Origin of the sequence: Aeromonas sp. R1-2 (assembly GCF_040908505.1) — a bacterium.
Lineage (GTDB): Bacteria > Pseudomonadota > Gammaproteobacteria > Enterobacterales > Aeromonadaceae > Aeromonas > Aeromonas veronii.
The window spans coordinates 188,212-200,506 of record NZ_JBFODU010000010.1; the positions used below are offsets into that span (position 1 = coordinate 188,212).

Here is a 12,295-nt window from a genome sequence, read left to right on the forward strand (position 1 = left end):
AAAACCCCATCTTTTGTTCACAATTCGAACAGCATGAAAAAGGCACCCGAAGGTGCCTTGTCTCGCCTATTTGGCTTCCGCCAGCAAGGCCCGCGCTATGGTGCGCATCCCCAGAGTATTAGCTCCCGGCGCCCAGAGGGCATCGCCGTTGTCACTGAAGCAGGCGGCCAGATCGATATGCAACCAGCCCATCCCTTCGTTGGCAACGAAACGGGAGAGGAAACCCGCAGCGTTGGAGGCGCCACCCGGCCCGCCCCCCTTCACCGGACGGCTGTTGGCCGTGTCGGCGTAATGGGAAGGGCACTGCTGGCGGTGCCAGGGCTCCAGCGGCAGCGGCCAGGCAGGCTCATGCTCAGCATCGGCATAGGTCATTGCGCGGCTTACCAACCCTTTGTCGAGGCCGAACAGAGCATTGTAGCGCCCACCCAGCGCCATCACGGCTGCGCCGGTCAGGGTCGCGGCATCGATGATCAGCGGTGCGCCGGACTCGCTCGCCAGTTGCAGGCCGTCGGCCAGCACCAGCCGCCCCTCGGCATCGGTATTCACAATCTCGACCGTGGTGCCGTTCTTGTAGGTGAGGATGTCGCCCAGCTTGTAGGCGTGGCCGGAGACCAAGTTCTCGGCGCAGCAGAGGATCAGCTTCACCCGCTTGTCGAGCCCGCGCAGCATGGCCAGCGCCAGCGCACCGGTGACAATCGCCGCACCACCCATGTCGCACTTCATGGTGAGCATCCCCTCGGAGCTCTTCATGGAGTAGCCGCCGGAGTCAAAGGTGATCCCCTTGCCCACCAGCGCTGCCGCCACCGGCGCCTTGGGGTCACGCCCCGGGTTGAAGTCGAGCTCCAGCAATACCGGTTCGCGCGCACTGCCGCGACCCACCTGATAGAGGCCGACCCAGCCCGCCTGTTGCAGCGCTTCGCCTTTCAAAATGCGATGACTTACCTTGTCCGGCGCCAGCTCGGTAATAAAGGAGGCCGCTTCCACCGCCAGCTCCAGCGGGCCCAACTGCTCCGGGGTGGCATTGGTCATCTCGCGCACCCAGCGGCCGCAGAGCCAACGCGCTTCCAGCTCCTCTCTGTCCTCTTCCGAGGACATGGCCCACTGCAGTTGCACCTCCGCCTTGGGGGTTTGCAGCCCTTGGGCAAAAGCCCACTGCTGTTCACGCTCCCAGTGACCAGCCAGGGTCACTTTCTGGATCCCCTGCTGGCAGAGGCGACGGGCCGCCTGCTGGATATCGAACAGCGGATTGGCCGTCACCAGATGGACCACCATGCCGTCGGCACGGTGAGAGAGCAGCGCCCCCTCCCCCCACTCGGCCGGTGCAAATTCACGACTCAGCCAGACATTCATGCGGTCACCTCCTGCAGCCAGCGTGCGATTGTGCGCAGACCGTGCCCCTTGGCGCCGGTCGCCCAGAGATCATTGCCCGATTTCTGATAAGAGGCTGCCAGATCCAGGTGCACCCAACCCTTGCCCTCATCACGCACGAAGCGGGAAAGGAACGCAGCAGCCGTGGTGGCACCGGCCGTGCCTTCTGCCGAGGCGACGTTGCCCAGATCGGCAAAGGCCGAGGTGAGCTGGCTGGCATGCCAGGGTTCCAGCGGCAGCGCCCACGCCTGCTCGTTTTCCACCTTGGCGGCGGCCAGCGCACGCTGCTGTTCGGTCTCATCGAGGGCAAACACCGCATTATAATCGCGCCCCAGCGCCATCTTGGCGGCGCCGGTCAGGGTGGCTGCGTCAAGGATATAAGCCGCACCGCTGTCGGAGGCCGCCATCAGGCCATCGGCCAGCACCAGACGACCTTCCGCATCGGTGTTCTGGATCTCGACCGAAACCCCATTCTTGTAGGTGAGGATGTCGCCCAGTTTGAAGGCGTGGCCGGAGACCAGGTTCTCGGCGCAGCAGAGAATGAGCTTCACCCGCTGGTTCAGACCGCGGCTGATAGCCAGCGCCAGCGCGCCGGTCACCATGGCCGCGCCGCCCATATCGGACTTCATCGGCAGCATGTTGTCAGAGGACTTCATGGAGTAGCCACCGGAATCAAAAGTGATCCCCTTGCCCACCAGCGCCGCCACCACGGGTGCATTGCGATCCCCGGTCGGGTTATAGTCGAGCTCCAGCAGCACAGGCTCGCGCTCGCTGCCACGGCCAACCGACCAGATCCCGATATGGCCGGACTCGCGCAGCGCTTCACCGGCGGTGATGCGGGCAGTAACCTGATCCCCGGCGATACCACGAATGAGCAACAGGGCCGATTCCGCCAGACTCATGGGGTAGATCTCTTCCGGACAGCCATTGGTGATGTCACGTACCCAGCGAGCCGCCTTGAGCAGCGCATCCAGTTCACGGGCTTCCGCGTCGCTCTGCTGGCCAAAATCCAGTTCACGCGCTCCCTTGGCGGCGTAGAAACCCTGGGCGAACGCGTAGCGACGCTCCAGATCCCAGCCTTCACCGACCAGCATCACCCGCTTGATCCCGCTCGATTCGAGGCGACGGGCGGCGCGCTGAACGGTGCGCAGAACATCCTTCTCCTGACCGGCGGCACCAAGATGGATCAGTGCCTCGTCGCCATTGAAACTGAGCTGGGCGCCCTCGCCCCAATAGGCGGCCGCAGCCTGGGTGGATAACGCTACCTTCATCATGTCAGCCATCGTGTTTGCTTCCTTTTTACTGGCACTATGTATAAGCACTCTTTATGGGAAAGAGCTTATTGGCAAAGAGAGAATAACGAATACAAAAAAGGCCGTGCCCCCGAGGGTCACGGCCTTCCACCATATCACTGAAGCACCACAGGATGCTGCACGTGCAATTCACTCATGTGTAATTAATGGCGTTCAGAGGCAAGGTTCAGGGTGTACTTGGGCAGTTCCACCACCAGATCCTCGTCCGCCAGTTTTGCCTGGCAGCTGAGACGGGATTCCGGCTCCAGCCCCCACGCCTTGTCCAGCATGTCGTCTTCCAGCTCGTCGCTTGGCTCGAGCGAGTCAAAGCCCTCGCGCACTACGCAGTGGCAGGTAGTGCAGGCACAGGATTTCTCGCAGGCGTGCTCGATTTCGATACCGTTGCGCAGCGCCACATCCAGAATGGTCTCGCCGCTTTGCCCCTCGAGGGCGGCGCCATCCGGACAGAGTACGGGATGAGGAAGAATGATCAGTTTTGGCATATTACACCTTGTTGACGTTTTGTCCGGTCAGCACCTTGCGGATGGAGGCGTCCATCCGGCGGGCTGCAAACTCGCCACTGACAGCATCTGCTGCCTCAATGGCTTCTTTGATTTGATGGGTTGCACCGCTGTTGCGCATGGTCAGCAGATGGGCGATGGCGGCATCAATCTCGGCACGCTCGGCAGCATTGAGCAGGGCATCGCCATCGGCGGCCAGCGCCGCATTGAGGCTCTCGACCACCCGGTCGGCTTCAACCTGCTGCTCGGCCAGCATGCGGGCATCCATATCCTGCTGGGCGTTCTCGATGGAGGCACTCAGCATGTTGAGGATATCCTGCTCCGCCAGCCCGTAAGAGGGCTTGACCTGGATCTCGGCCTGCACGCCGGAGGATTTCTCCATGGCGCTGACCGAGAGCAGACCATCCGCATCCACCTGGAAGGTGACGCGAATATGGGCGGCGCCGGCTGCCATCGGCGGAATACCGGTCAGGGTAAAGCGGGCCAGGGAGCGGCAATCAGCTACCAGTTCGCGCTCACCCTGTACCACGTGAATGGCCATAGCGGTCTGACCATCCTTGAAGGTGGTGAACTCCTGGGCGCGAGCCACCGGAATGGTGGTGTTGCGCGGGATCACCTTCTCGGCGAGGCCCCCCATGGTCTCCAGACCCAGCGACAAGGGGATAACGTCCAGCAGCAGCATCTCGGCATCGGGCTTGTTGCCCACCAGAATATCGGCCTGGATGGCGGCGCCAATGGCGACCACCTTGTCCGGATCGATGCTGGTCAGCGGCGTACGCTGGAAGAACTCGCCCACCAGTTCACGCACCAGCGGCACCCGGGTGGAGCCACCGACCATCACCACTTCCAGCACTTCCACCTGCTCGAGACCGGCATCGCGCAGGGCGCGGCGACAAGCCAGCAAGGTCCGTTTCACCAGCGGGGTGATGAGTTCATCAAACTGGCTACGGCTCACTGAACCCTGCCAGCCCGCAAAGGTGCACGCCACCTGCTCGGCATCGGTCAGACCGTGTTTGACGGCCGCGGCCACATCCAGCAGCTCGCGCTGCAGATGGGCATCCAGCTCGCCGGAGAGGCCCGCTTGCTCCTTGAGCCAGTCCGCCAGCAGGTGATCAAAATCATCACCGCCGAGGGCGGAATCGCCGCCGGTCGCCATCACTTCAAACACACCGCGGTGCAGACGCAGGATGGAGATATCGAAGGTGCCGCCCCCTAGATCGTAAACCGCGATCACCCCTTCCTGACCGGAGTCAAGGCCATAGGCAATCGCGGCCGCGGTCGGCTCGTTGAGCAGACGCAGTACGTGCAGACCGGCCAGACGGGCCGCATCCTTGGTCCCCTGACGCTGGGCATCATCGAAATAGGCGGGCACGGTAATGACCACGCCATCGAGATCGCCACCCAGGGTCTGGGCGCCACGCTCGGCCAGCTTTTTGAGAATTTCGGCCGATACCTGCACCGGATTGACCAGCCCCTGACGGGTTTGCAGTTGCGGCATGCCATTGTCGGCGGCAACAAACTGGTAAGGCTGCTGGCGGGTATCGATATCGGCCAGCGCCTTGCCCATCATCCGTTTGACCGAGACGATGGTGTTGTGAGGATCGAGAGCCGCTTCGCGCTTGGCATCAATTCCGACCCGAATGGTATCGCTTTGATAGTGCACCACTGACGGGAGCAGGTCGCGCCCTTGCTCATCGCAAAGGGTATCGGCGTGACCGCTGCGAACCGCAGCGACGAGAGAGTTGGTGGTGCCGAGATCGATGCCGACGGCACGTTTGTGCTGATGAGGAACAGCGCTCTGGCCGGGTTCGGCGATTTGCAGTAATGCCATGGGTAATGAAACTTCCAGCGTTAAAGGATCAAGACTCGAGAAGCGAGTCTTCGAATCGTTCCAGCTCTTCAAGGAGCTTGTCGACAAACTTGAGTTTGCGAACGCAATCAGCGGCAACGAGATCTTTGCCAGCGGCAAGAGACTCGGTCAGCTGCTGCATCAACATCTGGTGATCATGCCTGATCTCGCTGCGAAAATCCTTGATGGCGCGCTCAGGGTCGGCGTCATCTTTCAGATCGGCCAGACGCTCGCGCCACTCCAGCTGCTGCATCAGAAATGCGGTATCTTGCAGAGTCTGCTGTTCACCACGGATATCGGTGCCACGCAGGGAGAGCAGATATTCGGCACGGCGCAGCGGCGCCTTGAGGGTGGTGAATGCTTCGTTGATCTGGGCGGCACGTTGCACCGCAGCCAGCTGCTCCCGTTCGGGGGCGGTGGCAAAACGATCAGGATGGAATTGGGTTTGCAGCTGGCGGTAGGTATCAGCCAACTGACGGGTATCGAGCTCGAAGCCTTCAACCAGCCCAAACAGCTCGAAATGATTCATGCAAACCTCTTGGAAACGTTCGCCACAACCTCACTCGCCCCTGGCAAACGAGATGTGGTTGAACGGGTCATGGACAACCCGCTCAACCACAGACGAAGGATCATTGACGTCAAACAACTCAGACACTGAAGCTTTCGCCGCAACCACACTCGCCTTTGGCGTTGGGATTGTTGAACTGGAAGCCCTCGTTGAGGCCCTCCTTGACGAAATCCAGCTCGGTGCCATCCAGATGGATCAGACTCTTGGCATCGACAATAATCTTGACGCCCTGCTGCTCGAACACCTGATCCTCATCGGTCAGTTCATCAACGAACTCAAGCACGTAGGCCAGACCGGAGCAGCCGGTGGTTTTGACGCCGAGGCGCAGGCCAATGCCCTTGCCCCGGTTAGCCAGAAAAGAGGAAACCCGTGCCGCGGCGGCATCTGTCATGGTAATAGCCATACTGCTCTCCGGCGCTTAGAGACCTTTCTTCTGCTTGTAATCGGCGATGGCGGCCTTGATGGCGTCCTCGGCCAGAATGGAGCAGTGGATCTTCACCGGTGGCAGGGCCAACTCTTCGGCGATATCGGTGTTCTTGATGCCAGCTGCTTCGTCCAGGGTCTTGCCCTTGACCCATTCGGTCACCAGGGAGCTGGAGGCGATGGCAGAACCGCAGCCGTAGGTCTTGAACTTGGCATCTTCGATGATGCCTTCATCGCTGATCTTCAATTGCAGCTTCATCACGTCGCCACAGGCGGGCGCACCGACCATGCCGGTTGCAACGCGGGGATCATTCTTGTCGAAACCACCGACGTTGCGAGGATTCTCGTAGTGGTCGATTACTTTTTCACTGTAAGCCATATCTCACTCCTGCTAATTCTGTTGCTCACTGACCAGATAGATCAGTGATGAGCCCATTCGACCGTGTTCAGATCGACGCCGTCTTTGTACATCTCCCACAGAGGGGACATCTCGCGCAGACGACCGATGGAGTCACGAATAAGCTTGACCGCGTAGTCAATCTCTTCCTCGGTGGTGAAGCGACCCATGCTGAAACGGATGGAGCTGTGTGCCAGCTCGTCGTTCAGGCCCAGTGCTCGCAGCACATAGGAGGGTTCCAGGCTGGCAGAGGTACAGGCCGAACCGGAAGAGACCGCCAAATCTTTCAGCGCCATGATGAGGGATTCCCCTTCCACATAGGCAAAGCTGACGTTGAGGTTGCCCGGAACACGTTGCTCCAGATCACCATTGATATAGACGGCTTCAATGTCCTTGATGCCATTCCACAGACGCTGGCGCAGTGCCAAGATGCGCTCGCCTTCACTCACCATCTCTTCTTTGGCGATGCGGAAAGCTTCACCCATCCCGACGATCTGGTGGGTCGGCAGAGTACCGGAACGCATGCCGCGCTCGTGGCCGCCACCGTGCATCTGGGCTTCCAGACGAACGCGGGGTTTACGGCGAACAAACAGTGCACCGATCCCTTTCGGACCATACACCTTGTGTGCTGAGACAGAGAGCAGATCCACTTTCAGTGCTTCCACATCTACCGGGATCTTGCCCACACTCTGAACGGCATCCACGTGCAGCAGGATCTTGCGGGAACGGCACAACTCGCCGATGGCGGCAATGTTCTGAACCACGCCGATTTCGTTGTTCACATGCATGATGCTCACCAGGATGGTGTCATCACGCATGGCATTCTCGATCATCTCGATAGTGAACAGGCCGTTTGGCATCGGCTCAAGATAGGTCACCTCGAACCCTTCACGCTCCAGCTGGCGACAGGTATCGAGCACCGCCTTGTGTTCGGTCTTGGAGGTGATGATGTGCTTGCCCTTGCTGGCATAGAAGTGGGCAACACCCTTGATGGCCAGGTTATTGGATTCGGTCGCACCGGAAGTGAAGACGATCTCGCGGGGATCGGCACCGATCAGATCTGCCACTTGATTACGGGCCAGATCCACCGCCTCTTCGGCTTGCCAGCCAAAGCGGTGAGAACGGGAAGCCGGATTGCCGAACAGGCCATCCATGGTGAGACACTGCATCATTTTTTCTGCGACACGCGGGTCCACCGGACAGGTTGCCGAATAATCAAGGTAAATAGGCAGTTTCATGTTTTTCTCCGTCACAGTCCGGGTCATACAGAGTCCCGCTGTGGAAAGCACGTTTATAGTTGGACTTTCAAGCTCACATCGCCGTGTTCTGCCCGATCAACCAGGGACAACACGGTCTTCATTTGTTCATCTTGCTTGCCGGCAATCCGGCGCACATCGGCCTGGCGTACCAGCTCGGCCAGCGTGATATCCCCGAGGAAGCTGGAGATCCGCTCACTCAAATCACGCCACAGGGAGTGAGTCAGGCACTGGGTACCGCCGTGGCAACCGCCCTTGCCGAGACACTTGGTGGCATCGACCGACTCATCGACCGCGGTGATCACCTGACCAACCGAAATCTCGCCTGGGGCCAACCCGAGGCGATAACCACCGCCCGGGCCACGCACGCTGCTCACCAGACCATGTTTGCGCAGGCGGGCAAAGAGCTGCTCGAGATAGGACAACGAGATGCCCTGGCGCTCGGAAATATCGGCAAGGGGGACGGGCCCCTGCTCTGCATGCAGCGCCACGTCGAGCATGGCGGTTACAGCGTAACGTCCTTTTGAAGTCAGTCTCATGTGCCTTACCGTCTTGCGAAGCAATTTAATGGGGCACATGGTCACATACCCGACCAAATCAGTCAAGTATATGGTTGAGTAAATCAGTCGGATTAATCCGGTACGCGCGCTTTCTGCACCGAGGTCAGAATACCGCGCAGAATGTTGAGCTCAGCTGCTTCCGGCCGAGCCCGATTGAACAGGCGACGCAGCTTGCTCATCACATGACCCGGATGGTCATCGGCAATAAAACCGGTCTTCATCAGGGTTTGTTCCAGGTGCTGATAAAACCCTTCCAGCTGGGCGGCACTCGGATAGGCCATCTCATCTTCAGGCTCGGCGGCCTGCCCCTGCAGCCAGCGCATCCGCACTTCGTAACAGAGGGTCTGCACCGCCATGGCCAGATTGAGAGAGCTGTAATCAGGATTGGCCGGAATGGCCACGTGGTAGTGGCACTTTTGCAATTCGTCGTTGGTGAGACCGGTGCGTTCACGGCCAAACACCAGCGCGACCGGGTGCTGCATCCCCTCAACCACCGACTTTTCGCCGGCCTCACGGGGATCGAGCATGGGCCAGCTCAGGGTTCGAGAGCGGGCGCTGGTGCCAATCACCAGACCACAATCGGCGATCGCGTCGTCCAGAGTCGGGACGATACGGGCATTGGCAAGCACATCGCTGGCACCAGCCGCCAGGGCGAAGGAATTGTCATCCGGCAAGGCTTGCGGATCAACCAATACCAGCTGGGTCAACCCCATGGTCTTCATGGCGCGTGCCGCAGACCCCATGTTGCCGGTATGAGAGGTGTTTACCAAAACGATACGAATCTGATCCAACATGCCCAGTCAATCTTCAGTCAAAAATGGCGCGCAATTGTAACATAAGAGAACACCATGTTGGCACCGTAAAAGCCGAGCCATTTCAGAACAAAACTACCCGTTTGTATAACAAACCAGCATGAGGGAAGCGAGAGGGGGGGGCTAAACTTGATGGATATCCGATAAACGGCACAGGAGACACAACGCCATGCTTCCTCCCTTTATCTATGAGAGATTGCCCAGCCTCTACCTGCTGGCAGCCATTGCCATTATTACGTTGAGTGAACAGCCCCTGCTCTGGTTTGCAGGCACCTTGCTGTTTATCGCCGGAGCGGTGACCTGGATGATGCGCTCCAGCTACCGACGTACCGATCTGATTATCTTTCCGAGCAAACGCTGGCTACAGCCGGAGTGGCTGTATGAAGCGCAACCCTTTATCTGGCTGGCTGCGGGGCTGGCCATGTCACAGCTGCCCGCCCCTGCGGCACTCATCGCCTTGGTGCCCTGTCTGTGGGCCTGTCGCTGCCTCTGGGCACGGCACCATTATCGTCGCCATGCCCATGGGGTGATTGTCCACTTAAGACGGGATCCCGCCCGGCGCCGTCTGCACCGGAGCCTGCGCTGACTCGGTGCGGGCGCGTTCGATAAACGTCGCCAGATCCATCAGGGGATACTTCATCAGGCTCGGCAAGCCATCGAGATCCAGACTGTCCATCAAGTTTTTCACCTCAAGACCCAGTTCGGTATCCCCTTCTATCTTCAGCTTGCGCTGGAAAAAGAGCGAGTCCGGATCCTCTTTGCGACCAGCGATGAGGATCAGGTCGTTGGCCGTACCGCTGAAGCAGACATCGGCCTTGTCACACTCGCGAGCTACCACCAGCTGGCCATTCTGCTCACTGATAAACCAGCACAGCTCCAGATCAGAGACTTCGACTTTCAGCCACTTGTCTGCCAGAAACTCGAAATCGCCATCTTCGATAGCCTCTTTGAAAACCCGGGCCAGCAAACTCTCCATCAGCTGCTTTTGCAGATTGAACGGAACAAGCTTGAGGGGATGGCGCAAGAAGCGCGGAGCCTGTTCGACCAGGCGGCGTTGCAGTTGTTGAAACACGATAGACTCCCTTTTTTGCGCATTCAAACACAGGGAGAGTGTCAAGATCCTGTTGGAAATCAAACTTGTGCAGGGTTACCTCAAGAAGGGTAAAGCCACACAAAGCTGCCTCAGGTCAAAAAGCGGGAGTGCATGGCTGCATACAATCAGGGCTCGTTTGCCCTTCATATGCACTCTCGGAGCGTACCAATGGAATTACTCTGTCCGGCAGGCAGTTTGCCGGCACTGAAAACCGCCGTGGATAACGGGGCCGATGCCGTTTATATCGGTTTCAAGGATGACACCAATGCCCGCCACTTTGCCGGTCTCAACTTTACCGACAGCAAACTGGAGAAGGCGGTGGATTATGTGCATCAACATGGTCGCAAGCTGCATATTGCCATCAATACCTTTGCCCATCCCGGGGCCGATACTCGATGGAAACAGGCGGTTGATCGCGGGGTGGCCCTCGGCGCCGATGCGTTAATCATCGCCGATCTCGCCGTGCTGGAATATGCCAGCCGCCACTACCCCGAGATGGAACTCCATGTCTCGGTGCAGGCCAGCGCCACCAATGCCGCCGCCATTCGCTTCTATCAGCAGCAATTCAATGTCACACGGGTGGTGCTGCCCCGGGTGCTCTCCATGCATCAGGTCAAGCAACTGGCCCGCGAAACCGATGTTGGCCTTGAGGTATTCGCCTTTGGCAGCCTCTGCATCATGGCCGAGGGGCGCTGCTATCTCTCCTCCTACATGACTGGCGAGAGTCCCAACACCGTCGGCGCCTGCTCACCGGCCAAGTTCGTCCGTTGGGAAGAGACCCCGAACGGCCTCGAGTCGCGACTCAACGAAGTGCTGATCGACCGCTATGGCCCGGGCGAAAATGCTGGTTACCCGACCCTGTGCAAGGGGCGTTTCGACGTGGATGGCCAGACCTACCACGCGCTGGAAGAGCCCACCAGTCTCAATACCCTGGGTCTCCTGCCCGAGCTCTTCAAGACCGGGATCCAGTCGGTCAAGATTGAAGGACGCCAGCGCAGCCCCGCCTATGTGGAGCAAGTGACCCGGGTCTGGCGTGCAGCCATCGATGCCTATCAGGCCAATCCCGAGGCCTATCAAGTTAAAGCTGAGTGGGATGCCCAGCTCGCCCGCGTCTCCGAAGGTAGCCAGACTACCCTCGGTGCCTACCATCGTCAGTGGCAATAAGGAGTCCACCCATGCAATTTTCTCTCGGGCCTCTGCTCTTCTACTGGCCCAAAGCCGATACCGAAGCCTTTTACCATGCCGCTGCCGACAGTCAGGCCGACATCATCTATCTGGGGGAGACCGTCTGCAGCAAGCGGCGCGAACTCAAAGTCGATGACTGGATTGCGCTGGCCCGTCAGATGGCCAGCTCCGGCAAGCAGGTGGTGCTCTCGACCCTCGCCCTTATCTCTGCCCCCTCCGAACTCAAGGAGGTGAAGCGGCTGGTCGACAATGGCGACCTGATGGTCGAAGCCAACGATCTCGGTACGGTGCAACTCGCCTGGGAGGCAGGGATCCCCTTCGTCTGTGGCCCCGCCATCAACGCCTATAACGCCGATGTGCTGCGCATGTTGCTCAAACAGGGGATGAAACGCTGGGTCATGCCGGTGGAGCTCTCCCGTGACTGGCTGATCCAGCTCAATCAGGATCTGGGCACCCTGCGCGACCAATTTGAGGTGGAGGTGTTTGCCTACGGCCATCTGCCGCTCGCCTACTCGGCGCGCTGCTTCACCGCCCGATCCCTCGACAAGCCCAAGGACAACTGCGAGCTCGCCTGCATCAACTACCCCACCGGACGACTGGCCAACAGCCGCGAAGGGCAACGGGTGTTCAATCTCAACGGGATCCAGACCCAGTCCGGTTACTGCTACAACCTGGGTAACGAGCTGGCTGGTATGGAAGGTCTGGTAGATGTGGTCAGGCTTTCGCCGCAAGGGATGGAGACGTTGGAGATGTTGGCCCGCTTCAAAGCCAACCGGCAGGGCCAGGCTCCCCTCTCCTTGCAGCAAGGAAGCGATTGCAACGGCTACTGGCGTCAGATCCCCGGCATGAGCCTGGTGGAGTAAACCCGCCATACGCTGTCTAGTCCTGAAATAGGTTTACACATTTTCAACTAGCATTTCTCTATTCAGAACCCCCTATGTACCGCATCGGGGGTTCTGTATTTCAACGCA

At 59.4% G+C, this 12,295-nt stretch carries 14 protein-coding genes; 3 read left to right on the top strand and 11 right to left on the bottom strand.

The features are described 5' to 3' along the window. Positions 1-66: 66 nt before the first annotated feature. The 10 genes from pepB (AB5Y76_RS03055) to trmJ all read right to left on the bottom strand — a co-directional run bounded on the left by pepB (AB5Y76_RS03055) (position 67) and on the right by trmJ (position 9,028). Entirely contained in the window at positions 67-1,350 is a 1,284-nt protein-coding gene (gene pepB, locus AB5Y76_RS03055; RefSeq protein ID WP_263717382.1) for an aminopeptidase PepB, read from the bottom strand. Continuing rightward, positions 1,347-2,651 carry an aminopeptidase PepB gene (gene pepB / locus AB5Y76_RS03060; RefSeq protein ID WP_201908789.1) on the bottom strand — a complete coding sequence of 435 codons (1,305 nt, stop codon included), beginning with the start codon at positions 2,649-2,651 and terminating at the stop codon, positions 1,347-1,349. Before pepB (AB5Y76_RS03060) ends, pepB (AB5Y76_RS03055) begins: the two co-directional genes overlap by 4 nt. Positions 2,652-2,824: 173 nt before the next feature. Further along, positions 2,825-3,163 (bottom strand): ISC system 2Fe-2S type ferredoxin, encoded by a 339-nt coding sequence (gene fdx, locus AB5Y76_RS03065; protein ID WP_005333808.1) that lies wholly within the window; start codon positions 3,161-3,163, stop codon positions 2,825-2,827. Position 3,164: 1 nt separating this feature from the next. Then, positions 3,165-5,012 carry a Fe-S protein assembly chaperone HscA gene (gene hscA / locus AB5Y76_RS03070; RefSeq protein WP_069555770.1) on the bottom strand — a complete coding sequence of 616 codons (1,848 nt, stop codon included), beginning with the start codon at positions 5,010-5,012 and terminating at the stop codon, positions 3,165-3,167. A gap of 28 nt (positions 5,013-5,040) precedes the next feature. After that, positions 5,041-5,559 carry a co-chaperone HscB gene (gene hscB, locus AB5Y76_RS03075; RefSeq protein WP_042013204.1) on the bottom strand — a complete coding sequence of 173 codons (519 nt, stop codon included), beginning with the start codon at positions 5,557-5,559 and terminating at the stop codon, positions 5,041-5,043. Positions 5,560-5,677: 118 nt separating this feature from the next. Beyond that, positions 5,678-6,001, bottom strand: a complete 324-nt coding sequence (gene iscA, locus AB5Y76_RS03080; RefSeq protein ID WP_005333812.1) for an iron-sulfur cluster assembly protein IscA — start codon at positions 5,999-6,001, stop codon at positions 5,678-5,680. A gap of 15 nt (positions 6,002-6,016) precedes the next feature. Further along, a complete protein-coding gene (iscU, locus tag AB5Y76_RS03085; protein WP_263717383.1) occupies positions 6,017-6,400 on the bottom strand; it encodes a Fe-S cluster assembly scaffold IscU in 384 nt (127 codons plus the stop codon). A 41-nt stretch (positions 6,401-6,441) separates the two neighbouring features. Next, a complete protein-coding gene (locus AB5Y76_RS03090; protein WP_013723838.1) occupies positions 6,442-7,656 on the bottom strand; it encodes an IscS subfamily cysteine desulfurase in 1,215 nt (404 codons plus the stop codon). 53 nt (positions 7,657-7,709) lie between these two features. Beyond that, the gene (gene iscR, locus AB5Y76_RS03095) at positions 7,710-8,213 is read right to left on the bottom strand and encodes a Fe-S cluster assembly transcriptional regulator IscR (protein ID WP_026035025.1); all 504 of its coding nucleotides are present in this window, start codon (positions 8,211-8,213) and stop codon (positions 7,710-7,712) included. Between the two features lie 92 nt (positions 8,214-8,305). Then, positions 8,306-9,028 carry a tRNA (cytosine(32)/uridine(32)-2'-O)-methyltransferase TrmJ gene (gene trmJ, locus AB5Y76_RS03100; RefSeq protein ID WP_263717384.1) on the bottom strand — a complete coding sequence of 241 codons (723 nt, stop codon included), beginning with the start codon at positions 9,026-9,028 and terminating at the stop codon, positions 8,306-8,308. Between the two features lie 187 nt (positions 9,029-9,215). Between trmJ and AB5Y76_RS03105 the strand changes: the two genes are divergently transcribed. Continuing rightward, positions 9,216-9,632 (top strand): hypothetical protein, encoded by a 417-nt coding sequence (locus tag AB5Y76_RS03105; protein ID WP_005333821.1) that lies wholly within the window; start codon positions 9,216-9,218, stop codon positions 9,630-9,632. Here the strand turns inward: AB5Y76_RS03105 and AB5Y76_RS03110 are convergent. Beyond that, positions 9,585-10,118, bottom strand: coding sequence for an SCP2 domain-containing protein (locus AB5Y76_RS03110; RefSeq protein WP_005344837.1), 534 nt, complete (start codon positions 10,116-10,118; stop codon positions 9,585-9,587). The two genes, AB5Y76_RS03105 and AB5Y76_RS03110, sit on opposite strands and share 48 nt — an antisense overlap. A 189-nt stretch (positions 10,119-10,307) precedes the next feature. On the opposite strand from AB5Y76_RS03110, the gene AB5Y76_RS03115 reads away from it, so the two are divergent. Next, entirely contained in the window at positions 10,308-11,303 is a 996-nt protein-coding gene (locus AB5Y76_RS03115) for a peptidase U32 family protein (protein ID WP_042080116.1), read from the top strand. Positions 11,304-11,314: 11 nt separating this feature from the next. Then, the gene (locus AB5Y76_RS03120; protein ID WP_263717385.1) at positions 11,315-12,187 is read left to right on the top strand and encodes a U32 family peptidase; all 873 of its coding nucleotides are present in this window, start codon (positions 11,315-11,317) and stop codon (positions 12,185-12,187) included. Positions 12,188-12,295: the final 108 nt, after the last annotated feature.